General features: G+C 58.3%; 26 protein-coding genes and 1 tRNA gene. 18 read left to right on the top strand and 9 right to left on the bottom strand.

The features are described 5' to 3' along the window. The gene (locus QZ650_RS05325) at positions 1 to 786 is read right to left on the bottom strand and encodes a hypothetical protein (RefSeq protein WP_292520697.1); all 786 of its coding nucleotides are present in this window, start codon (positions 784 to 786) and stop codon (positions 1 to 3) included. A 736-nt stretch (positions 787 to 1,522) separates the two neighbouring features. Here QZ650_RS05325 and QZ650_RS05320 point away from each other — a divergent pair. Beyond that, positions 1,523 to 3,349, top strand: coding sequence for a hypothetical protein (locus QZ650_RS05320; RefSeq protein ID WP_292520699.1), 1,827 nt, complete (start codon positions 1,523 to 1,525; stop codon positions 3,347 to 3,349). A gap of 717 nt (positions 3,350 to 4,066) precedes the next feature. Here the strand turns inward: QZ650_RS05320 and QZ650_RS05315 are convergent. Continuing rightward, on the bottom strand, positions 4,067 to 4,696 hold the full coding sequence (locus QZ650_RS05315; RefSeq protein ID WP_292520701.1) for an archaellin/type IV pilin N-terminal domain-containing protein: 630 nt from the start codon (positions 4,694 to 4,696) through the stop codon (positions 4,067 to 4,069). Between the two features lie 11 nt (positions 4,697 to 4,707). Continuing rightward, on the bottom strand, positions 4,708 to 5,292 hold the full coding sequence (locus QZ650_RS05310) for an archaellin/type IV pilin N-terminal domain-containing protein (protein ID WP_366829845.1): 585 nt from the start codon (positions 5,290 to 5,292) through the stop codon (positions 4,708 to 4,710). A gap of 369 nt (positions 5,293 to 5,661) precedes the next feature. Here QZ650_RS05310 and QZ650_RS05305 point away from each other — a divergent pair, with 369 nt between their 5' ends. Then, on the top strand, positions 5,662 to 6,345 hold the full coding sequence (locus QZ650_RS05305) for a hypothetical protein (protein ID WP_292520705.1): 684 nt from the start codon (positions 5,662 to 5,664) through the stop codon (positions 6,343 to 6,345). Positions 6,346 to 6,461: 116 nt separating this feature from the next. On the opposite strand, the gene QZ650_RS05300 is transcribed toward QZ650_RS05305, so the two are convergent. After that, positions 6,462 to 6,644: a hypothetical protein gene (locus QZ650_RS05300; protein ID WP_292520706.1), complete on the bottom strand. Its 183-nt coding sequence runs from the start codon at positions 6,642 to 6,644 to the stop codon at positions 6,462 to 6,464. Positions 6,645 to 6,750: 106 nt separating this feature from the next. On the opposite strand from QZ650_RS05300, the gene QZ650_RS05295 reads away from it, so the two are divergent. The 10 genes from QZ650_RS05295 (at position 6,751) to QZ650_RS05250 (ending at position 12,419) form a co-directional block, all read left to right on the top strand. Further along, entirely contained in the window at positions 6,751 to 7,299 is a 549-nt protein-coding gene (locus QZ650_RS05295; RefSeq protein WP_292520708.1) for an HD domain-containing protein, read from the top strand. Between the two features lie 40 nt (positions 7,300 to 7,339). Continuing rightward, positions 7,340 to 7,891 carry a thiamine-phosphate synthase family protein gene (locus tag QZ650_RS05290; RefSeq protein WP_292520710.1) on the top strand — a complete coding sequence of 184 codons (552 nt, stop codon included), beginning with the start codon at positions 7,340 to 7,342 and terminating at the stop codon, positions 7,889 to 7,891. Between the two features lie 12 nt (positions 7,892 to 7,903). Continuing rightward, the gene (locus QZ650_RS05285; RefSeq protein ID WP_292520712.1) at positions 7,904 to 8,092 is read left to right on the top strand and encodes a 30S ribosomal protein S17e; all 189 of its coding nucleotides are present in this window, start codon (positions 7,904 to 7,906) and stop codon (positions 8,090 to 8,092) included. Positions 8,093 to 8,102: 10 nt separating this feature from the next. Further along, on the top strand, positions 8,103 to 8,978 hold the full coding sequence (gene dapA, locus QZ650_RS05280; protein WP_292520714.1) for a 4-hydroxy-tetrahydrodipicolinate synthase: 876 nt from the start codon (positions 8,103 to 8,105) through the stop codon (positions 8,976 to 8,978). Next, entirely contained in the window at positions 8,971 to 9,729 is a 759-nt protein-coding gene (gene dapB / locus QZ650_RS05275; protein ID WP_292520716.1) for a 4-hydroxy-tetrahydrodipicolinate reductase, read from the top strand. The genes dapA and dapB overlap by 8 nt, the downstream gene beginning before the upstream one ends. A 95-nt stretch (positions 9,730 to 9,824) precedes the next feature. Further along, positions 9,825 to 9,998, top strand: a complete 174-nt coding sequence (locus tag QZ650_RS05270; protein ID WP_292520718.1) for a 4Fe-4S binding protein — start codon at positions 9,825 to 9,827, stop codon at positions 9,996 to 9,998. 45 nt (positions 9,999 to 10,043) lie between these two features. Continuing rightward, entirely contained in the window at positions 10,044 to 11,060 is a 1,017-nt protein-coding gene (gene asd / locus QZ650_RS05265) for an aspartate-semialdehyde dehydrogenase (RefSeq protein ID WP_292520720.1), read from the top strand. 13 nt (positions 11,061 to 11,073) lie between these two features. Next, positions 11,074 to 11,349: a DNA-binding protein Alba gene (gene albA, locus QZ650_RS05260; RefSeq protein ID WP_292520722.1), complete on the top strand. Its 276-nt coding sequence runs from the start codon at positions 11,074 to 11,076 to the stop codon at positions 11,347 to 11,349. Between the two features lie 240 nt (positions 11,350 to 11,589). Continuing rightward, entirely contained in the window at positions 11,590 to 12,033 is a 444-nt protein-coding gene (locus tag QZ650_RS05255) for a hypothetical protein (RefSeq protein WP_292520724.1), read from the top strand. Between the two features lie 155 nt (positions 12,034 to 12,188). Further along, positions 12,189 to 12,419 (top strand): hypothetical protein, encoded by a 231-nt coding sequence (locus tag QZ650_RS05250; protein WP_292520726.1) that lies wholly within the window; start codon positions 12,189 to 12,191, stop codon positions 12,417 to 12,419. Between the two features lie 9 nt (positions 12,420 to 12,428). Here QZ650_RS05250 and QZ650_RS05245 read toward each other — a convergent pair whose 3' ends face one another. The 4 genes from QZ650_RS05245 to QZ650_RS05230 form a co-directional block, all read right to left on the bottom strand. Continuing rightward, positions 12,429 to 13,553: a DUF373 family protein gene (locus QZ650_RS05245; RefSeq protein WP_292520728.1), complete on the bottom strand. Its 1,125-nt coding sequence runs from the start codon at positions 13,551 to 13,553 to the stop codon at positions 12,429 to 12,431. A 58-nt stretch (positions 13,554 to 13,611) separates the two neighbouring features. Further along, positions 13,612 to 14,472: a phosphoserine phosphatase gene (locus QZ650_RS05240; RefSeq protein WP_292520730.1), complete on the bottom strand. Its 861-nt coding sequence runs from the start codon at positions 14,470 to 14,472 to the stop codon at positions 13,612 to 13,614. Between the two features lie 355 nt (positions 14,473 to 14,827). Further along, positions 14,828 to 15,949, bottom strand: coding sequence for a cell division protein FtsZ (gene ftsZ / locus QZ650_RS05235; RefSeq protein ID WP_292520732.1), 1,122 nt, complete (start codon positions 15,947 to 15,949; stop codon positions 14,828 to 14,830). Positions 15,950 to 15,959: 10 nt separating this feature from the next. Further along, the gene (locus QZ650_RS05230; protein WP_066954444.1) at positions 15,960 to 16,139 is read right to left on the bottom strand and encodes a type II toxin-antitoxin system ParD family antitoxin; all 180 of its coding nucleotides are present in this window, start codon (positions 16,137 to 16,139) and stop codon (positions 15,960 to 15,962) included. A 323-nt stretch (positions 16,140 to 16,462) separates the two neighbouring features. Between QZ650_RS05230 and QZ650_RS05225 the strand changes: the two genes are divergently transcribed. From QZ650_RS05225 to QZ650_RS05215, 3 genes are all read left to right on the top strand, one after another. Beyond that, on the top strand, positions 16,463 to 17,335 hold the full coding sequence (locus QZ650_RS05225) for a histidinol-phosphate transaminase (protein WP_292520734.1): 873 nt from the start codon (positions 16,463 to 16,465) through the stop codon (positions 17,333 to 17,335). Then, on the top strand, positions 17,323 to 17,928 hold the full coding sequence (locus QZ650_RS05220) for an NTP transferase domain-containing protein (protein ID WP_292520736.1): 606 nt from the start codon (positions 17,323 to 17,325) through the stop codon (positions 17,926 to 17,928). Before QZ650_RS05225 ends, QZ650_RS05220 begins: the two co-directional genes overlap by 13 nt. A 299-nt stretch (positions 17,929 to 18,227) precedes the next feature. Further along, entirely contained in the window at positions 18,228 to 19,457 is a 1,230-nt protein-coding gene (locus QZ650_RS05215) for a TIGR00300 family protein (RefSeq protein WP_292520737.1), read from the top strand. Here QZ650_RS05215 and QZ650_RS05210 read toward each other — a convergent pair. After that, positions 19,454 to 20,440 (bottom strand): archaeosine biosynthesis radical SAM protein RaSEA, encoded by a 987-nt coding sequence (locus QZ650_RS05210; RefSeq protein ID WP_292520739.1) that lies wholly within the window; start codon positions 20,438 to 20,440, stop codon positions 19,454 to 19,456. The genes QZ650_RS05215 and QZ650_RS05210 overlap by 4 nt on opposite strands. 28 nt (positions 20,441 to 20,468) lie before the next feature. Here QZ650_RS05210 and QZ650_RS05205 point away from each other — a divergent pair, with 28 nt between their 5' ends. The 3 genes from QZ650_RS05205 (at position 20,469) to QZ650_RS05195 (ending at position 22,614) form a co-directional block, all read left to right on the top strand. Next, the gene (locus QZ650_RS05205) at positions 20,469 to 21,551 is read left to right on the top strand and encodes a hypothetical protein (RefSeq protein WP_292520741.1); all 1,083 of its coding nucleotides are present in this window, start codon (positions 20,469 to 20,471) and stop codon (positions 21,549 to 21,551) included. A 39-nt stretch (positions 21,552 to 21,590) separates the two neighbouring features. Next, positions 21,591 to 21,675, top strand: a tRNA-Ser gene (locus QZ650_RS05200). A gap of 345 nt (positions 21,676 to 22,020) precedes the next feature. After that, on the top strand, positions 22,021 to 22,614 hold the full coding sequence (locus QZ650_RS05195; protein ID WP_292520742.1) for a hypothetical protein: 594 nt from the start codon (positions 22,021 to 22,023) through the stop codon (positions 22,612 to 22,614). The last annotated feature ends 37 nt before the right edge of the window (positions 22,615 to 22,651 follow it).

Raw genomic sequence — 22,651 nt, 5'->3', positions numbered from 1 at the left:
TCATATCCTGTCCAGCAACTCGATCCAGGTGTCACCGGCATCCCGTTCCCGCGAAGGTGCCCCGACGCCTTGCTCTCCCGGGCGGCGGTGAGCAAGCATCATCACTTCGATCATGTCCCTATCAAGCGTTGCATCGTCGGGATCCAGGATCCGGTTTAAGACATAGAGTTCTGAGACAAACTCGTTTGGGCCGATCTCCGCGACGTCTCTGCGGGTCTCGGGAACCATCCGCATGATCTCCCGGATCTGCTCGGAGACGTCCTCGTTGATATAGCCCATCGATCGGTAGGCATCGATCATGATTATCATGCGCTCGTGCCCATACTTGCCGCACCCCTGGTTCACCCACGCAAAAAGCCGGTGGACCATCTGGAGTTTGAGTTTTCCCGCGGGTTTCTCCTGCGCTAAAGCGATCGCGCCGCCCGCAGGGGGGAAAGCCGTTCCGAGGTCGGCCGGGAAGAGGCCGTCGACGAGGCCGGCGACTTCCTCTCCTGCACCAATCTCCGGACCAACTATATCGGCTGTATCGTCCGGTACCGAATCCTCATCCGCGGCATCCCCGGCAACATCCGGCGGCTCGAACCGGTTTGCCGAGTAGGATGCGGCGGCGCTCGTGAACGGATTGTCCAGTTCGTTCATCCGCTCTCTGAGATCTATGAGCAGCCGCTTGATCGAGGTCTTGACAAAGTCCAGCTCCCTCTCAAGTGTATCGAGACGGGCCTCCGGGTCCTCTGAGGATGCGCCGGAGAGTATTTTATCAATCTGAGCCTGATCTACCCCCACCATAATATCAGATTATATCTATGTCATTGACTATAAAGTTTTCTTATGTGGATAATGTTTTTCCTGGCGTCTTGGCAGCTTCCGTTTGTTCTGTGCAGCCTGTTGGGTTTAAAAACTCATGAACGCTCGAATATGGCCCGGGGCCCGGCCACGCACCACTCAAAGGTATCCGGCAGGAGAGCGGGCGGGGCCCTTATTGACCATTGTTTGTTGAAGCCAGAGTTAGCCTCCCCGGTTCGGGCCCAACTGCATCTCCCGGGCATGTGCCGGGGCGCACTATTCGCTGCCGGTCTCCCCGGGGTCGGTGCAACCGTACCACTTGCGAAAGCAACGCATGCATCCCCGGCTAGCAGAAAGTATTCACTTCAATTGGGTGCATCAAAACTGATGCTGATGTGGTGAAAGGATGTAGCCTGGCATTAAACCAGGAGTCTCTCGCGCTTCGGACGCCGCCTATCGGCATCGAGTCCAGGGTTCCAGCGTTCTTTGGGGGAGATGGATGCCGCCCCGGACTGCAACCCAATATACAATATATACATTCCGCATTTGTAAAAGGAAGTATTTGAGAAGATATTAAAATTAGCGGATCCTAAAATACTGAACAGTAGATTTACTCCTCGTACACGTTATCCGGGCGGTTATAATGAGTTCGCAACGACAAAAGTCAACAAAGAAGGTTCAGCAAGATCAGGAGAGCAACAATCAGAGTCCTCCAGAGCAGGGTCAGATATCCTGTTTTTTGAACAGGAACCTCATACCGGTGCTCATCTTCCTCTTCGCGCTCTTCTTCACCATGACGTTCTCGAATCCGGCGCTCTTCTTGAACGACGAGTGGATCACAGTCAACCAGCTTCACCAACTTGGTGAGGGACACCAGATCATCGTGAACGAGGGGAAGTACGGCACATTCCTGAATGGGACGCCGGGGCCCTACTTCCAGGCACGCCATAACCTCCTCGGCTATACGATGATGCTCCCCGTCCTCTCGCTTCCCGCCCTCTGGCTCTTCGGGCTCTTCGGCGACCAGTTCAGGCTGGTCATCATATTCCTCTGGTCGATACTCCCGGTCGCGATGGCAGTGCTGGTCGACGCCTATCGGCCGGAGTACGCCCGGTGGCGCGGGGTCCGGTGGACCTGGCTTATCATCGGCGCGGCATTCTTAGGACTGCTCGCAAACCTTGCCCTCTACTACCCGTGGCCGCTCACAGCCCCGGATGCACCCGTGGAGACCGCAGCGGTGATCTTCACCAATCACCTTCTTTTTGCCGCGCTTGCGGTGATGATCCACCTCACCTGCAGGATCCTCTTCGAGGATACCTGGTTCTCAATCTTCGGGACGATCGCCTGCATCTCCTGTTCATCCTATGTCTTCTGGGCATCGAACGCAAAGGACCATATACTGCTGATAGCAATGACCGCGGCGGTCATCCTCTTTCTGGTGCGCCACATCCGGTACGGAGGCCTCAGAGATGCCGCCCTCGGGTTTGCGTTCATCGGGCTGCTCGCGTGGGCGAGGCCGGAGGTCGGGTTTACGGTCTTCGTCGTTGCCGCGCTCTACTACATCGGGCTCCAGATCTCCCGCGGCCTCCTGGAGCAGCCCCTGATAGAAGCGATAAGGGTGCTCTGCGCACCCCTTGCCACGCTCGCGGGGGCCCTCCCGCTCCTCGTAAACAACGCCCTCGTGACCGGGAATCCCCTGGTGCCCGCATTCTACGTCTACGAGAAGCGGCTCCTCGCCGGTGCCTCAGGAGAGGAGATCATCGGTGCGGGCGAGGCGGTAAACGGTGTCGTCCAGTCGGTGCCGGCGCCGTCGGGAGGTTTATCAGGGTTCCTCTCGGTTCTTGCGAACCACTTCTCCCCATCGTTCTCAACCCTGCCCGGCGATATCTTCGGCATCCTCTTTGCCCCAGCATCCGGGAACATGAGCCTCGTCGCGGTCTCGCCGCTGATTGTCCTTGCGCTCGTCCTGCTCCCGGTGCTCTACCTGGACTGCCGGAGGGGCGAGCGCCCACCACATCTCGCGGTGGCGGCCTTCCTCGTCGCCATAGCCTGCGCCGTCTGGGTCGCCTATGCCCGGAGCCTTCCGGGGCTGAACGCCAGCCACGGCATCGTCCCGGACATCCGCTACCTCGCTCCCTTCTACCTTCCCGCAGGGCTGCTCGGGGTCTACGCCATATCGCGCCTGAACGGGACTATTGACCCGAAGCGGAGGACGTTGTGGCAGATCGCCGTCGTTGCTGTCTCCGCTCCGGCGCTGCTTGTCGCCATGATGCTTATCCAGCCCTACGACGGCCTGTATGCCGGTTACACAATGTTCTTCACGCAGATCACATTCGTACTGCTTGCCGTGACCCTCATCCTCATCGTGGCAAGGAAACGGTTCGGCATCCCGGACACCTGGATTGCAGCAGTCCTGCTCCTCCTCGTCGCCGTGCCGTTCGCGTGGCAGTTGATGATGGTCTTTTTCTACTCCGTGGCGAAGTTCAACGGCTATCCGCTCTGGATACCCCTCGTCGAGACGCTCTACCAGAACTGTATCGGAGTTTCAGGGCTGGAAAATCTCTAACGCATTCTTTTTTGCCTGAAATCGCGAAAACGCGAAGGGGGATCGTCCAAGCTCACCCTGACTCCTCACGACGCAAAATAATGGTTATCGACAGAAACGGTAGATGATGTGCCCTCGGGGGAGAGGGGGCACCCCACCGCGAGGTGCGGTGCTCATGCACCCGCCGTTCCGCAGGGTGCGCCCCCCGATCGCGTCCTCGCGCCTTTTGTGCTCACGCTCACTACATTCGCATCTCGAAATTCTTTGAATTTTTTGAAACCCCCGGCCAACCGCCAGCCGTCCCCGCTCGCCGATTCCCGATGGAAGTCATATCAGCGAACGGGCGGGGAACGCCCAACACTCCGGAATGCCTTACTATCCAGATCTTCAATCACAAGGCAATTTAAGAACGGTTTCACGACCCCACAGGAAAGACGCGAGGCTGCGAAGTGCGACGAACAGGACGGCCTGGAACTCGAACACCGTCAGGTGCGAAGGGGGCTCCCTGGACTCATCGACCGGACTTTGTGATCCCTGCGCCTAACGATGCTTAAACTCCTCCCCCCGCATGGAAACCATGATAAAATGAGAAAAACCCCGCCCAGATAATCTCCTTGCAACGGCGGATGCCGTGACAATCACAACGCGTACAGTGGAGGGGCGTTGTCTATCTACCCTGCGTGGGTTGCCGCTGCCGGGTCGAGTCGTCCGGTATTGGAACCCTGAGAAAAAAAGAGATTAGTAGAGAATGTTCACCCTGTGGAGCGCCGGCGGGAGAGTCTTCTGCAGTGCGAAGACCGCACCCACGGAGGGCTGCAGGTTAACCGAGAACGGCGTGTTTGCCGTCAGGGTCGTCGGCGTCGAGACCCCGATGACGAACTGCTCGCCGGGTTCAAGGACATCGTTGTCGTTTGCGTTGACCTTCTCGATGATACCCCACTTACCCATATTGCCAGCAGTTCCATCCATGGATGCCGATGCCGATTTCAACGTTTCCTTCAGGGTATCGCCATCTTCATCGTCCACGAATTCAACATCCGCGGACCTTGTCTCTCCATCGAGGTAGGAGACAACCATCTTGCTGACGTCAAGCGCGGTGCCGCCGGCCGTGTTGCCGACGGTGAACTGGACATACGCCAGGTTTTCCGATGCGGTCGTCGCTACGCCGTAGACGTTACCGATAACCTCCATGCTGGAACTTGCCTGCTGTACACCTGTGTGGACGACTTCCTGACTCTTCTGGGTCGTGAAGAAGCCGGCGCCGAGCACCACGTATGAGAACACCGCGGCCACGACGATGAACGCGATCAACACGATCGCGGCCTCGAGCCCGGTGAATGCATCATCATGCTTGATTAAAGATCTCATGTTTCATCACCTCAGTACAGCTCGTAGCTGCGGTCTTTAAGCAACGACGGGGGCACGACCTTCGTCATCCCGAGTGCGGCACCGATATCCGGCTTGATATCGATGTTGAACGGGGTGTTCGGCGTGAGTATATTATCACCCACAAACTCATCGGCCCCGGTCAGCGGGATCGTGATCATGACCATCTCGTGCTTCTCGAGCATATGGTCGTCGGTGACCTGTTGCCCGACCGGGGTCCGTATTACCTTGTGGGTACCGGTACCATCCTGATCGACGTAGGTTACGATGTGCTCCGTTGTCGCTACCGTGTAGGTTACTTTCCTCATGTCGACCGACGTTCCGCCGGCCGCAATCTGCAGGTAGAACTGTACATTGCCGAGGTTGGCCGTACTCGATGCCTGAGCGATGACCGGCCCGGATATCTCGAGCGTCGAGCTCGTCTGAGCCACACCGGTGTGGACGACTTCCTGGCTCTTCTGGGTTGTGAAGAACCCGGCGCCGAGAATGACGTACGAGAAGACTGCGGCCACGACGATGAACGCGATCAGGACGATCGCGGCTTCAAGACCGGTGAACGCATCTTCATTTCTCACCATTTTACTCATAAAACGTTTCCTCCATTTACCGAGCCTGGATGAAACATTCATCCAGATCAATACGGTTCTTTGAAGTATATGCATTAACTAGTATAATAAACTATCTAATCTAATGAAGGTTTTTCACAGTGTTATTTGAGGAATGAATCGACATAAGGAGGCATTTGTCGGCCTCGTGAGACTTTAGACAAGTATTTTTATCCGGAAGTGCAAACCTAATGGAAGAGAAAAATAGGTTCCGTTATGCGCCGGAATGGGGAAATAATATTTCTCCGCGGAATTTATCCCCCGGTCCCCCCGCTACGGAGGGTAAAGGACAGGGCAGGGCCGCACAGACGGGACTTATCTTAAGAGAGGCAGGAACAGAGTATGGCTGAGAAACAGGATTTCATATACGTTGTTCTGGCTATCGCGGTCGTCCTCCTGGTAGCCCTGGTGATCAAGCCGGCGGCGACCGGCGAACTCCCGGGACCATGGGGCACCGAAGAGCCGGAGCCGACGCTTACCCCGGCGTGGACGCCCACGGTGCCCCCCGCGACCACGGTGCCGACCCCCACCCCGGTCCCCACCTGGGACGGGAAGCCGCAGGGGATCAAGTTTGTCGACCCCGCGACCTATCAGGTCCCGACCGGAGAGACGGTCCACCGGAACCTGACCACCCCGCCGCCGGGGACCATGCCCGGCACCACCCGGTGGGTGACCTACGCGACGATCGACGGGCAGTATTCGGGGACGACCGGGATCGTCCGGGTCCCATCCCCCATCTGGCGGCTCGACTACTCCGACGTCACGACATCAAACGACGAGATCCCGTTCTTCAACTGCCAGGTCATGGACGCACAGGACCCCAACCGGTTCGTCCGGATCTTCACCCTCAACTTCCCCGACTTCAGGGGGATGAAGGACGAGCCCGACCGCAGGAAGGAACAGTGGACGAGCACGTTCTACGAGGGATATCGCGACTACTACTTCGTCATCAATACCCGGTGCATCGATGCCTACCACGTAAAGATCCAGGTGCCGGAGACCTACGTGGGTACGCAGCTGAAATGAGGAGACCGCCCCAACCCGCAGGGTGCGGTCTGCGACTCCACCTATGGAGGAGTTGACATTCTAAGAATGTGCCGCACGAAGAAGTTGCTCAACGAAAAGATACTGACCGGGACCGCTCAGGCGGTCACTTTGTCGATCATATAACCCGCGGTGCTGAGCACGGCGATAAAGACGACCAGCGCCATGACATACGACAACCCTTCCATCCCCGCCATCAGCCCGGGCAGCATTACCAGCAGCAGGATAAACAGTACAAGGCATCCGAGCGCGGCCAGCACCTCAAGGACCCGTAGATTCATGCACAGAGGTGGGATACGAGCAGGTATATCTCTATCCCCGGCCTGGCTTCCGGGCCGATGCAGAAGACCCACAACCTTATACCCCGCGGTCGATAACCCTTCCCGCATGGAGAGAGACGAGGCACTGGCCTTGCTCCGGCGCTACGTGGCGTCGCCGTCGCATATCGTACACAGCCATGCCACGGCGGCGATCATGAAGAAGGTCGCAGAGCACCTCGGCGAGGATGCTCCGACGTGGGAGATCATCGGCCTTCTGCACGACATCGACTACGACCTCGTCGGCGGAGATATGGACCGGCACGGCATCGAAGGCGCCCGGATCCTCGTCGAGAACGGCGTCTCAGAGGAGATCGCGGAGATTGTCAGACGCCACAACCATATGCTCACCTCCGATTACGAACGCCCGGTCGAGATCGCGCTCCAGGCGGCGGACAGCGTCTCGGGCCTGATCATCGCCTGCGCCCTGGTGAAGGGCGGGGCGATCGGCGAGGTCACGCCCCGGACGGTGAAGAAGAAGTTCAAGGAGAAGTCGTTTGCCGCCGGGTGCGAGCGGCAGAGGATCCGGATGATCGAGGCTCTTATGGAGACGGAGACGTTCTACCGCCTCGCAATAGACGGGCTCACGGAGGTTCGTGGCGAGCTCGATCTCGCCTGAGCATAACCCATATATGGCGCGAGGATTGAGGGGTACGACCATGACAGACGAAGAGCGCGGGAGGGTGATCGACCGCCTGAACGAGGCGGTAATGCTCCTTGCCGAACGGATGGACGCCCGGCTCATCCCGGAGGTCGGAATGAACATCGTCTACGCCCTGCCCGACGCGCGGAGCAAGGACGACGTGGCCGGAATCCTCGGCCGGATCGTGAGGCTCGGCGATACGGTCCACCCCGTCGGGAAGATCGCGTTCGGCGCAAGCAGCAACGTAGCCCGGACCGTTCTCACGGCCATGCGCTTTGACTCCCGCGTCCGGAGCGCGGCAAACATCCGCTTCTCCGAGGCGCTCCTCCCGGAGCTCGAAAACCTCCTCTTCGAGGTCTGCTCCTTTGACCGGGCAAAAGAGCCGCCGGGTGTGGAGACGATGGACTGGGGTATCGCCTCCTGCTGTAAGGAAGGCGTGCCCGACGTCATCTACGACCGGGGGGCCATGGGAATCGAGCCGATGATCCGGGTCTTTGCGGAGGATCCGGTCATGGTCGCACAAAATATTCTTAAACTGTCAAATCGCATTACCTATGCACAATTGTAAGGGAAGGTCCACATGGGAATTAAACCATCGTATATCAAGAACCTCGGCGAGGAACTCATCGTCAAGCACCGTGATCGGTTCAGCGGAGACTTTGAAGAGAACAAACACGCTGTCTCCGAAGTTGCCGTAATCGAGAGCAAGTACGTCCGGAACAGGGTCGCCGGATACATCTCAAGAAAGATAAATACCAGGAAGCGGTAAACCTCACTATATGTTTGAGGGAATCCTTCCGGCAATCATTACTCCTTTTCACCGGGACTCCGGGTCGAGTCTCGATCTTGAAGGATTACGGTCCAACATTGAGTCATTGCTTCAACGTGGAGTCCACGGTATCGTGCCCTGCGGGTCGACCGGGGAGTCCGCGACGCTCACGTTCGAGGAGCACGAACAGGTGATCGGAGAGGCCGTCGAGGTTGTCAACGGACGGGTGCCGGTGCTCGCCGGGACCGGGTCGAACAACACCGCCGAGGCGATCCGCCTGACCCGGTCGGCAAAGGATGTGGGTGCCGACGGGGCTCTCGTCATCAGCCCGTACTACAACAAGCCGAACCGCTCCGGGCTCATCAAGCATTTCACGAGCCTCGCCGACCTTGATCTCCCGATCATCCTCTACAACGTCCCCGGCCGGACGGGGCAGAACCTCCAGCCCGACCTGGTGGCGGAACTGGCGAGACACCCGAACATCGTCGGGATCAAGGAGGCCAGCGGCGACATCACCCAGATCTCCCGCATCATCGAAGAGACCCGGGACGAGGACTTCATCGTGCTCTCCGGGGACGATGCCATGACACTCCCCGTCCTTGCCCTGGGGGGAGCGGGCGTGATCTCGGTTGCCGCAAACGTCGACCCCGGCCGGATGGTGCAGATGTACGAAGCCTTCCGGGCAGGCGACCTTGCCCGCGCAGATGACCTGCACTACGAGCTCGCTCCCCTTATGCGGGCGATGTTTATTGACACAAACCCCATCCCCGTGAAGAAAGCAGTGGAACTCCTCGGCATGGCCGCGGGTCCCGTGCGGCTCCCGCTCGACGAATTGGACGGACAGAAGACGGAACAACTGAGAAAGGTGCTGGCAAACTATGATTAAAGTCGTCATCGCCGGGGCCCTGGGCCGCATGGGGACCAACATCGGCCGGATCGTCGTTGAAGCCCCGGATATGGAACTCGTTGGTGGCATCGACATACGGGAAGGGGCGATCTTTGGGAAGGAAGTGGTCGTTGCTGACCGGATCGATGAGTTCCTGAAAGAGAAGAAGCCCGACGTCCTCATCGACTTCACCGTTGCCGCCGCTGCGGTCGAGAACATCAAGGCGGCAGCCAGGAACAACGTGGCGCTCATCGTCGGGACGACAGGGTTCTCCCCCGAACAGCGGGAAGCAATCCGGGCCGCCGTCGAAGGAAACGTCCCCGCGGTGATATCGAGCAACTTCTCTGTCGGCGTCAATATCTTCTGGAAACTCGTGCGGGAGGCCGCCCGCGAGCTTGGCGACTACGATATCGAGGTCACCGAGGCCCACCACCGCCACAAGAAGGATGCCCCGAGCGGCACGGCAAAGACCATCCTCGAGATCCTTGACCAGGAACTCGGGAACCGCGAGAAAGCCTACGGCCGCGTCGGCGAGACCGAGCGGAAGGATGAGATCGGGGTGCACGTCATCCGCGGCGGCGATATCGTCGGCGATCATGCGGTCCTCTTCGCAGGAAACTTTGAGTGCATCGAGATCTCTCATAGGGCCTACGACCGGGCAATCTTCGCGCAGGGCGCGGTCCGGGCCGCCCGGTGGGTCTCCGGAAAGGAGCCACGCATCCACTCCATGCAGGAAGTCCTTGGACTGTGAGTGGTGCGCCCGTTCCATCTGGAGAAGCAAAACTTATTTTTGATACCCTTGTAAATTATGTTGATATACTCGTAGCGTAATTTGGAGGAGAAAAAGTGCCAGCAATTGTTGATATTGAGAAGTGTACCGCCTGTGAGACCTGTGTGGACATCTGTCCGGCTTCCGCGATTCAGATGGAAGACGGCAAGGCAAAGATAGACGTCGATCTCTGCGTCGATTGCGAGACCTGCGTCGACGAGTGCCCGTCTGAAGCAATATCGATGGAATAAAAAACCATCTCTTTTAATACCACCTACACTACAGATATTTTGTCTATGATTAATGTAGGAGTGCTTGGTGCCACAGGTGCGGTGGGACAGCGCTTCGTTCAGCTTTTAGCGGATCATCCCTGGTTTCATCTCAAGGCTCTCACCGCTTCTGAACGGAGTGCAGGAAAACCGTATGGCAGGGTGGTCAACTGGCGCCTGGATGCGCCGTACCCGGAGAGCGTCAGTGATATTGTCGTCACTCCCACAACCGTCGAGAGCGTCAAAGACTGTGACCTTGTCTTCTCGGCACTGCCCGCGGATGTGGCAACGCCTCTTGAGACCGCGATCGCCGACGCAGGCATCGGTGTCTGCAGCAACGCCCGGTCGCATCGCATGGACCCCGACGTCCCGCTGGTGATCCCTGAGGTCAACCCGGATCACCTGGGGCTGATCGACGTCCAGCGGGACCGCGGGCGTGGGGGGTTCATTGTGACCAACCCGAACTGCTCCACGATCGTCCTTGCACTGGCCCTTGCACCCCTCAGATCGTTCGAGTTCCACGATGTTCGTGCCGCAACCATGCAGGCAATCTCGGGAGGCGGGTTTAGCGGCGTCTCCGCCATGGACATCTACGACAACGTTGTCCCCTACATCGGCTCCGAGGAGGAGAAGATAGAGACGGAGACGATCAAGATCATGGGAACGTTCAACGGCTCCGAGGTGATCCCAGCTCCGTTCCGCGTGAGCGCGAGCTGTCACCGAGTTCCCGTCATCGACGGGCACACCATTGCAGTCTGGGTCGACGTGAAGGAGCCAGTCGATGAGGTGAAAAAAGTTTACGCAACCTTTAAGTCACCCTTAAGCAATCTACCCTTACAGCCGGCAAAGGCAATTGAGCTCCTCGACCAGAATGACCGTCCGCAGCCACGGCTTGACCGTAACCGGGGGCGGGGCATGACCGTCTCTGTCGGGAGAATTCGGGAAGGGTTGCGGTTCGTTGCGCTCGGGCACAACACCATCCGTGGGGCTGCAGGCGCATCCGTCCTCAACGCAGAACTGATATACTCGAGGAAGTATCTTTAGACGAGGTGGGCTAATGATAAAGGATAACACAGTATTCGTTGGAAACAAACCAGTCATGAATTACGTGCTCGCGGTGGTCACCCAGTTCAACAACGGAGCAGAGGAGGTCGCGATCAAGGCCCGGGGGAAGGCGATCTCACGCGCAGTCGATACGGCAGAGATCGCACTCAACCGATTCTTAGAGAACGTGAACAAGAAAGAGATCTTCACATCGACCGAGATGATTGACACCGATACGGGGAAGACGAACGTCTCAAGTATCGAGATCGTTCTCGCTCATGCAAAGTGAGATCTTACATCACCAATTTTAACGTGCTTTTGAAGACGACGGCGAGCGGTTTTCCCCCGCTCCTCGTCCAGTTCAGGCCGTCCTAAACCACACCGGGATACCCGCTGCCGCGCTACAGGTTGCAAGGGTACCCTAAAACCCGTCCTTTTGAGGGCGATCCGGGCGATATTCTCGTATAATGCCTCTCAGGCCCAGGATTGACCATAAAGGTTTTATGACCCCTTCTATAATTATTGTAGTATGAAATGGGTGACGCTCGGCATGGTGCTGATGCTGATCTCCGCTCTCATCGTTCCTGTAGCGGCAGGAGGGGAGGGGCGATACAGTTACATCACGGTCAAAGATGTCACCATCCAGCTGGAGAAGGGGGATGCCCTCATCACCATGAACTATACGATCGACGGGGGCATCGGTCTCCTCGTACTCCTCCTTGGAAAAGCCGACCTGAAACAGAAGGCGCTGAATGTACTGAACTTCAACGACGCAAGGGTTGAGCGTCTCGATCTCGCCCGCATCGAAGTATACGTGGACAACGCGTCGGAAGACTACGGGCAGGGGTCATACTGGTTCCCTGCACACCGGTTCGGCGTGACTATTCCCTCGCTCACCATCATCACCCCGCAGGATACCAGACACTACGAGAATATCAGTGACTTCCCCGAGGGTCTTGGATACTTCGCTTAACCCTGGAGAACGGTCATCTGTGCGTCGGCCTGCGGAGGCGACATCCCGGCGTTACCTGTAGGTATCCCGAGTACAGCGTTAGAGCGTCCTTGACGGGACATCGGCATTCTCAAAACAGCCTGTAGGGAATACAATCTTTCTGGAGAGGCAGCGGTATGACCGCGGCTCACTTCCCGGCTGCGTTTGTGGCCGGGAGCCCGTGCAGTACGAGATCGTACCAGCCCTCGCGGAGGCTCGTCCAGGTTGACCGCCCCATCATTGCATCGCTGCGGCGGTACCGCGAGATGGGAAAGTACCGCCTGAGCCCCATCCATATCCTTGCGATGCTCCTTAATATCGTCAGTATCGGGCCGAAACGCTTCATCCGCTACGTCGTTGAGAAATAAGGGGTTGACTCATGCCCCTCTCTTCAGCGCAACCAGCTCACGCTCATCCCCCCACCGCCCGAGGAGCGACTGGAGGTAGACGCCGAGGAAGGCGCAGAAGAGTCCACCGATGGTGGCGAAGATGATGTATCTCACACCGACATCGTCCGCGATCGGGAATCCGGGGATCTCGCTGATCGAGAGGATGTAGATGCTTGCCCCGTAGGCGATGGCTCCTATGGCAAGCACAAAGAACGGCAGGGCGACCACCCGCCGGATCGCCTCTCGTTCGTTTAAGAAGACATCGATGATCTTTCCCACCGATGCGACGAGGCCGGCGGCAGTGAACCAGGCAATGGCGCCGTATATAAACGCCAGGATCTGGAAGAAGAGACCGAAAGAGGTATAGTATTCTAAAAGACTCGTCAGCCCGAGGATAACCCCGACGATCCCCAGCAGTATTGCAGTGATGTACGAGACGAAGGTGAATCTGCCGCCATGCAGCGACGTTCGTAGCGATCCGATCAGGTAACCGAAGACCTCGTCGATCCCCATGCCCTTGAAGAGCAGGTAGGTGCCGACGACACCGACAACGACGATGGTTGCGCCTTCGGGGTATCCCAGCAGGTATCCCACTGCGTAGAGGAGCATGGCAAGACCAAGCGGCACGAGCACGAGCTTTGAGACCTTCGGGTCATCCAGGAGCCGCTTGAGGATATAGTACGTCCCTTCGAGGTTCGGCATCTGGTTGACCACGACCCTCCGCACGCTGCTGACCGGCACCCGGGACTGGATGATCGGAAGGACATACTCGTCCTCAGCGCCGTCCGTCACCAGAATACAGTTGGTGACATTCGTAGCCATGAGAATCGCGTCGAGACTGGAGGCTATCCGCCGGTCCCCGTCGAGCAGGTTCATGTGGTTACCGCATATGACAGCGACGGCAACCTCTTCCCCCCTCCCGACAAGTTCGTCATAGAGTTTGATCGTCTCGAAGATCGCGTTGACGTCGGAGTCTTCAGAGTCGGCCAGACCAAGGGACGTTGCCGCATGGAGGCATGCCTCTCTGCCTACGATGGGACCTTCAACCCGGGCTTTAAACCCGAGATCGTCATCACGATCGACACAGAGGACAAGCGTCCGCTCCTTTGCCATGCAATAGAACATCGCCTCAGATCTATTAAATAATTTGCAGCGAAGGTGGAAAAAAGTATTAAATGAGTTTTGCACGCTGAAGCAGGAGCAGATCGTCGGTCGTGATCTTCTCACCGTCACGGAACTGCTGGAAGACGCGCTCCGCCTCTTTCCGGACGGCCTTCTGTTCCTTGGTGACTTTGGTCTTCTTGGTCTTCTTCCGCAGACCCGAGATCACCTTGTCATAATCCCGGAGTTCCTTCTGGCAGGCAATGAACTGCTTGTGCTCTTCATCCGCCGCCTCCTGGGCTTCAACAAACTGCTGGTGGGCTAGGTCAGCCTCCTCACGAGACTTATCGGCTTTCCGGTATGCCTCCACCATCAGGTCGTGGTGCTGCTGGGCCGCCTCAGCCTTCTCGGTGACCTCCTTGTGGATCTCGGAAGCCAGCCTCCGAAACTCGCGCGCGTCAGTGAGTTTCGTCCGCATCTCCTTGTTCTGCTCGAACTCGGCCTCCTGATCCTTTGCCGCCGCCTTCAACTGCTTGATCTTCTCGATCAGTTCGCGCTCTTTGTCGGTGCTGTAGACCTCGGTCTGCTGCTTGAACTCCAGGTGCTCGATCTGCTTCTGCAGTTCCTTGATGCCCCGGTTCCGGAGGTTGCCGTGCTCCTTCTTGAAGGCCTCTATCTCATCGAAGAGCGCGTTGGCCTTGTCGTTGTACTCGTTCCTCTGGTCTTTCAGCGCCTGAACGTCCTCGTTGATCTTATCCCGCTGCTCTTTATGCTGCTGCGCCTCCTCGACGAATTCGCGGGTCTGGGTGTTTAAGGCGTTGCGTTCCCGGGCGTTTTTGCTGGCGAGCGCGTTCAATTCGTTGCGCCGGTCTTTGTGCTGTTCAGACTCCGCAAGGACTTTTTTTCTCTTCTCAATCAGATCGTTCAACATTCTCTACCAATCCTCATATTCGGTACCTGTCTCATACCCCACCAGCAGGACCGCTCCATGCGCTGCAGGGATACCGGAGGCTTATGTAGCGGCTACTCCACAAGAAAAGACGTTTCTCGGACTCGCAATCGAGACCGTCATTCATCTGTCTGCTCATGTGTTCAACCCCGGTACTTGGCAACCGCAGACCCGCAGGTTCTGCGCCCTGCACAATACACCCCGTGCTGGAGGGATTATACAAGAACGTCTATAATTCAAACGTCATCTGTACTATTAAGTATTTCGTAGAGGGCCGGAGGGCAGGCTGCCGGGAACCGATTCCACGCGAAAAGATATAAAGAGAGTATAGGGGGGATTAGAGGAAGTCGATAAGATGCCCGCTCGTTTCATCCCTGACCATGCGCCTGCCGGTAGGTGCGCTGGACCGCTGCGGCACCGGTTCGTAGGCACGGTGGCTTCCGAGGATCTGTGCACTTTTAACCCCGGTCATGACCGCCATGACGCGAACTCTTCCTTCGTAATCGCTGTTCACCCGCGCTCCCCAGATGACGTCTGCATGGGGGTCGAGTTCGTAGGTCAGTGAACTTGCTATCTCTTCGGCGTCCTGGAGGGTCAGGTCGTTGCCGCCCGTGATGTGGATGAGGCTCCCTGTCGCTCCCCGGTAGTCGATGTCCAGCAGGGGGTGGTTGAGGCACTCGTGGACGACGCTCTCAGCCTTGTTCTGCTGTTTGCTCTCGCCGACGAGCATCACGGCGACCCCACCCTTGCTCATGATGGCACGCACGTCTGCGTAGTCGATGTTAATGAGCGAAGGCTCCGTGATCGTCTCGCTGATGCCCTTGACGGTCTCCGCGATGAGCTGGTCCATGACCGAGAATGCCTGGCCGAGCGGGAGGTTCGGCACGTACTTGATGAGACGGTTGTTGTCGAGCACAATCACCGAGTCGGCAGAGGCGGAGAGCGCTTCAAGCCCCTCTTCTGCCCGGAGAAGCCGTGCCTTCTCGACCTGGAACGGGTAACTGACCATGCCGACGACGATCGCTCCCTGCTCTTTTGCGATCTGAGCGACGACCGGAGCGGTTCCGGTACCGGTGCCCCCACCCATACCGGCAGTTATGAAGACAAGGTCAGCGTCCGCGAGCAGACCTTCAAGGGTCGGCCGGGCCATCTCGGCCGCCCGTCTGCCGACGTCCGGAAACCCACCGGCTCCAAGGCCTTTTGTAAGCGATTTGCCGACAAGCACCCTCTTGTCAGCCTGGATCATGTCCAGGTGCTGCTTGTCCGTATTGATCGCAATCGTCTCCGCGCCGCTCACCTGCATATGGTACAGGCGGTTGATGGTGTTGTTGCCTGCACCACCACATCCTACGATGACAATCCGTGGCTGGCCGAGGATATCGTCTTCCTCAACCGAGTCCGTCTTCAGGTACTTTTCACGTTCTGCGTGTTTCAACGCCTCGTTGATGATCGTCTGCATTGCATACCTCCTAAACTTGGAATGAAATCTGGTCGGCCTCGCGTAGAACACGGTTTCCATGCCTTTCAAGAAGCGCCCTGACCGAGTACCGCACAGCCTCCGATACTGTAGGGAACTCGCCAGCCTCCACCAGCCTCTCGAGCATCTCAACCTGCTGCCGGGGCAATCTGATAGTTATCCGATCCATCATCTCAATCACTCATATCTGACATTTGGCAGCCTGAAGTCAGCCATTTGTCAGACAATCGCAATCTTTTTGTCTGACTGCATCAGATAAGCCATAATACTACCCGTATGGTATAAATACCTTTTGAAACGGAATGCTGCCCGACATAACGGTTTTATGGATAGCAGCCGACAACGTATCCTCAAAGAGTTGCCACAGATATGAGAGATAACCTCCCCAGAAGGATGGAACATGGCGGTCGGGTGCGCTGGCATCACAACCGGGCAAGAGGCGAATTACTCGATTTTAGCGCTAATATTAATCCTTACCCCCCGGAAATACCCTGGATGCCGGACCCTTCGACGCTGAAAGACTACCCGGACGACCGGTATGAGATGCTCAGAGAGGTGATCGGCAGGACGTTCGGGCATGATGCGACAGAGGTCGCCGTCGGCAACGGATCCGTCGAACTGATCCGCGCGTTCTGTCTTGCCATGCTCGGGGATGGGGATGCCGCCTGCATCAAACCGCCGACGTTTGCCGAGTACGAGATGGCAGTCATGCTGGCCGGTGCGCAGTGTGTCACCTGCGAGAGTGGGGCAGCGGTCCGGTTCCTCTGCAATCCGAACAACCCTACAGGAAGGCTTTATACCCGTCCGGAAGTTCTCCAGTTGCTTGACGGAATCGCCGGAGAGGGAGCCTGCCTCTTCCTCGATGAAGCCTTCATCGAACTCGCCGATCCGCGTCAGAGCCTTGCCGACGTCTCGCACGAGAACCTCTTTGTCCTGCGCTCCCTGACAAAGAGCTTCGCTGTGCCGGGCATCAGGTTCGGCTACGGGTTCGGCACGCCCGAACTCATCGAGAGGATAGAGACGGTCCGCCTCCCCTGGACGGTCAACGCGTTCGCCGAGTCGTTCGCGATCGAGGCCTTCCGGCACTATGACAGACTCGAAGAGTCGCGGGAGAGAATCGCCATGGAGCGAGACTGGCTCTCCGGCCGGCTGAAGGAACTTGGCCTCACCTATGAGCCTGCGTCTGCAAATTATATCTTAATAGAGGTCCCGCTGGAAGCGGAGGTGCTTGTCGACCGGCTCTTCTCGCGCGGCATCCTCGTCCGCGACTGCCGGTCGTTCGGGCTTCCCCGCCACATTCGGGTGGCCGTACGGACTCACGAGGAGAACAGACAACTCATCGAGGCGCTCGAAGCATGCTTGCCCTGATCATGGCCGGGGGAGAGGGATCGCGGCTCCGAATGGGCGAAAAGCCGCTGGTCACGATCTGTGCTAAGCCGATGCTCTCGTATGTCATCGACGCCTTCGCATCCGCGGGGCACGATGTGGTCGTGGTCGCCTCGCACAAGACACCGTTCACCAAGAACTGGTGCCGGGCACAGGGGATCACCCTGTATGAGGCCGAAGGGCTCGGTTACGTCGAGGATATCCGTGCAGCGGCAATAGATCTCGCGGAGGCTGGAACACCCTTCTTTACCTGCGTATCCGACCTCCCCTGCCTTGCGCCCGAGATCATCACCGGCGTCGAGGACGCCTGGTCCCGGGCAGGAGTGCCGGCATGCTCCACGTGGGTCCCCCGCGAGCTCTATCGAGAGCACGGCTGCCGCACGCAGTATATGGAAGTGATCGACGGCATCCCGGCCTGCCCCGCCGGGATCAACATCCTGACGGCCGGAGGCCTCGACGGCCCGGAGGAAGAACTGCGGCTCCTCCTGCACGACCAGAGGCTCGTCTTCAACATCAACACGCGCGAGGAACTGGCGCTGGTGCAAGGGTACCTCTGCCGGAAGCGGAGTGAATAAAACCCGGGGTGCGCCCGGCTCCATAACACCGTTACCGGAATCACTGCACCGCCGCATCTCCCCCATTTGATGGCAGAAGTCCCGTTATCTCACCCAGGGCGTTTGGTCTTCTCAAAACCCACCCCCTCGGCACCGCGGATGTAGCGCTCATTCAACCCGCCGGCCGTTGCGCCAATGGAGACAATGGACGGCGATACTCCCCGGGGGGAATGTCGTCGCAGACCGGTGGCAGAGGTGGCGTTCCGGGGGAGCAGACATGCGGGGAAACTGTATTATCGGACTATCACCAACCCCTATACATGGATTGCTGCCGGGAAATCGAACTAGAGGGCCATATCATCGACTCAGGCATCATGACCCTGGTGTTTGACAGGATCATGGATATGGGGGGAGAATTCGAGATCCTCACGTTCAATGTCGGGAAGCAGAAGACGGACACAAGTTATGCGCGGCTCCGGGTGGCCGCACCAACCGAATGGCAGCTCGACGCCATCCTCTCCGAGCTGCACCGGCTCGGCGCACGCTCCCCCGAGATCGACGACGTCACCCTCGTACCGGCAGAGGGCGACCGGATCCTTCCCAAGGGCTTCTACTCGACGACCAACCACCCGACCTTCGTGAAATACCAGGATGAGTGGCTGCCCGTCGAGCGCATCGAGATGGATTGCCATATCGTCGTCGATGAGAAGGCAAAACGGGCGTTCTGCACCCCGATCTCGAAGATCAAGGCCGGCGACGCCGTCGTCGTCAGCGAGGCAGGGGTTCGGGTAGTCTACCCCGAGCGGCCACGGAAGGTAAGCACGTTCGAGTTCATGCACGGCACCGTCTCTTCAGAACGGCCGAGCGAGGCGATCATCGAAAAGATTGCCCGCGAGATCCTGAAGCTGAAGAAGAAGGGAGGGAAGATCGCGCTCGTCGGCGGCCCGGCAATCGTGCACACAGGAGCGGCCGACGCCCTTGCCAGGATGATCCACGAAGGCTATATCGACGTGCTCTTCGCAGGAAATGCGCTTGCCACCCACGATATCGAGTCCAACCTCTTCGGCACGTCGCTCGGGATGGACGTCAAGACAGGCACACTCATCACCGGCGGGCACAAGCACCACATCCGCGCTATCAGCGAGATCATGCGTGCCGGGTCCATCAAGAACGCGGTCGACCAGGGGGTCGTCACCGGCGGGATCATGTATGAATGCGTGAAGAAGGGCATCCCGTTCGTGCTTGCCGGCTCCATCCGTGACGACGGACCGCTTCCCGATACAATCACGGATGTCGTCGTAGCGCAGGACGCCATGCGCCACCACATCCATGATGTCGGGATGGTGCTGATGGTAGGAACACTCCTCCACTCCATCGCCGTCGGGAACTGCCTTCCCTCGTACGTCAAGACCGTCTGCGTCGATATCAACCCGGCATCGGTGACGAAACTGATGGACCGGGGCACAACGCAGGCCATCGGCGTCGTCAGCGACGCCGGGACGTTCCTCCCGCTGCTCTGTGAGCAACTCGAAGAACAGGAGAAGTGTTAGCGGGTGAGCGGCATACAGAACGGCTCTTCCCGGTCCAGCACAAACTCCCACTCTTCTTTGCACCCGCACTCCGTCTCCGCAAGGGCACGCAGGAGCCCCACATCCCCGGTCAGCGAGTAGTCGCCGATCCCTTTCACGATCGGGGCGTCGCAGGCGCCGCAGTTGTGAGGCCCCCGGACCTGCCCGCCGCCGACAGGGTCGCAGAGGACATGCACCGGGGAGCCGATCAGCACGTCAAGGACGCTCCAGAGGTACGGCGGGCGATAGGCGTGCTGGTTCCAGAGGCGCTCGACCTCGGTCCTGCTCTGGACGGTGCAGAGGTTCATGGAGATGCTGTCCGCGATAGAAGCGACGTCCTTAATGGAGCGCACCATGTCGTCACGCGCCTCGCGCTCGGTCAGGAACGGCGGCTTCATCAAGAGGTAGGCCTTGACGCCGGCACCTGCAGTGTGTGCAACCTCTGCGGCACTGAGAAAGTCGGCATATGTGAACCCTTTGTCGATGCTTTTCTCCCGGATGGCGTCGTTCGTGGTCTCAAGGCCCACGGCGATAGAGAGCGGTCTAGACCAGGCGCCGGTATCGATACCCTCCCGAAACTCCCGGAGCGCCTCCGCGTCGACGTATTCGGGCCGCGTCTCGGCGATCACGAGTTTGCCCCGGAACGCCTCCGCAACTGCGCGCCGGGCGGCGAGGGGGACCTCATCGGGATCGAAGAAACTCCCTGACGTGAAGATCTTCAGCATCTGGTAATCCTCGTCCCGGAAGTTCTCTTTCACCCAGCGGACCTGGCGGATCAGCCGGTCGGCGAGCTCATCCCGGGGGAGGGCCAGGTAGCGTTCGTGCCGGTAGCCGCACATACGGCACCGGTTCCAGGAGCATCCGCCGCTCCGAAAGATTATCGTCAGCGTATCGAGGATCTGCCCATCGTAACGGTCTTTCCCCCGCCAGGACGCCAGCGGCTTCTCGATTGATTTGGATAGCATTATACCTCATATTCGTTGATGTACTGGTATGAAAAGGATCGCATGGCTGACGGTCATCGCTGCGATGCTGCTTGTTGGTACGGCATCAGCTGCGTACGTCGCAATCAGTGCTCCACAGACAGTGAACGTCGGCGAACCGCTCGAGGTCACGGGCACCACGATCACGAAAGGGCTCACAAAACCTTCGCTCAACCCCGGGTTCAGCACGGAGGTTGTCCTGTACTATGCCCAGCACTCGAAGCGCGAAGTGGACCGCAAGACGATCGTCGTGCAGCAGGACGGGTCGTTCTCCGCGACGTTCGAGACCAGCGGTCTTGCTGCAGGATTGTACACGATTGAGCTCATCGATCCCACGCAGACCACCTTCGGCGGCAGTTCGACCATCCGGCAGATCGTCACCCTGGTCGACCGGTCCGGAAGTCTCACGGTGAACTCCCCGCTCAACCAGGACTTCGACGGATATCTCGACCTCCAGGGGGCGGTCAGCGGCATCGGCAGTTCGGGCGTGCAGATCCAGGTAGAGCATGACGGTTTCATCGTCTATGGGCCGGAGTTCATCAGCACTGATGCAAACGGCGGATTCGGCACGGCGGTGCCCATCTCCAGCGGAGGCTCATACAAGGTCACCTTCGCCGATACCAGGGGCTACATCGATACCCGGGACTTTGTGGTAAGCGGTGCGCCGACTCCCACGGAGACCCCGGGGATATCCGCCAGTGCTCCCGCCACACGATCCGCCCCGGCATACTTTGAGATCGATACCCGGAGCGGCACGGTGACGATCGCGACCTCGGCCGGGATCGACTGGGTGGTCGAGTACATCGACGAGGATGAGCGGTTCCATAAAGTGAACAACAAAGGCCTGCTCGAACCCGAGACCGCAGAGTTTGCGGCGCGGGGAGGCGTGGTCTATGTCAAGGTCTATCCCATGAGTTACAACGACAGCGGAACGGTCCAGATCTCGGCCGCGAACGCCGAATCGGTCAGGGTGAGCCAGGCTGCGCCCGCTCTCTTCGGGGACGCGACCCCCACCCCCGCCCAGGCTGCACCACTCCCGGTGGCCCTGGCACTCCTCGGGCTTGTTGTAGTCGTCCTCGCCCGACGGGGATGAACAACCTTTTTTTGTCCCACGACCAATAGGTTAAGGCGAGCCGGGATAGTCTAGTCCGGGAAGGCGGTGGCCTTGAAAGCCACTGGTGCCTGGCACCTCGGGAGTTCAAATCTCCCTCCCGGCGCTCACGATTTTGTGCAGTTTTTCAAATTTGGCAATTTCCAGCCATTTCACCCTTCAAGAAGCGGATAGCTCCGCTCTGTTGAAACCCTGTTCCGGTCTTTCCCTGCCCCGATGAGGGCGGTGCTGACCCGGTTTGTCCCCGGGATCGGCCTTTTCCCTCGGCATGTCTCCCGACAGTGGACCGTGGTGGCCTGCGCACCACCAGGTGCGATACCCGGGGGGAAGCCGTGTCTCGGAGTGCCCCATGAGTGTGACTTTCGAGAACCAACTGGTGGGGATTCAACAAATCCGATAGATCGATAAATCTTACCGATTGAAAAGCATCCAATTATTTAAGGAGCACGTTATGAGGAACAATCTCGCCATCCCGCTGTTGTGCAGTTCAGCGATCTACTTTTTCTTTGTAAACTTTTATCTTCTGGTCTTATTGGGACCCCCTCTACCTGTCCCGCCAAATATGAATTGGTTCTGGGGTCTTGTTCCGACTGCTTTCGGCTTCGTATCCCTGGCGGGAACAGTTCTGGTCCTGAAGAATATCCAGAACAGATCAAAGAAATGGTACCTCGGAATTCCCCATACCATCGTCCTGATCGTTATCACCGTCATAGGACCACTTGTCATGATTTCTGGAGGAATGTATATAATGGAATTCCTGTATATTCCTCTCGTGCTTCTCCCGATAACCTCCGTGGGTTTTTTCGGGGCATATTCCGCGTCAAAACGGATTGCAGCCACTGTTGTTATGATTATCCCGGCATTGATCAGTATCTACGCAGTCTTCAGTTGTTACGCCGTAGTTCGCGCTGTTCTGTTCCCGCTCCGGACGTCATGGGCTGTTATCTCCGGACTGGAGATTATTTACTTGCTCATACTGATGCCGGTCATCGGGCTGTGTTACATCGCATTGGCTCTCATGCCAGCAGATGATCGTAATTCTTAGGAGCATGCTATAATCTTCGAAGCGTGAGCGGAAGCGA

Source organism: Methanoculleus sp., from assembly GCF_020696975.1.
Taxonomy (GTDB): domain Archaea; phylum Halobacteriota; class Methanomicrobia; order Methanomicrobiales; family Methanoculleaceae; genus Methanoculleus.
Note: the sequence above shows the minus strand (reverse complement) of the source record. Positions and strands in the feature narration are given on the sequence as shown.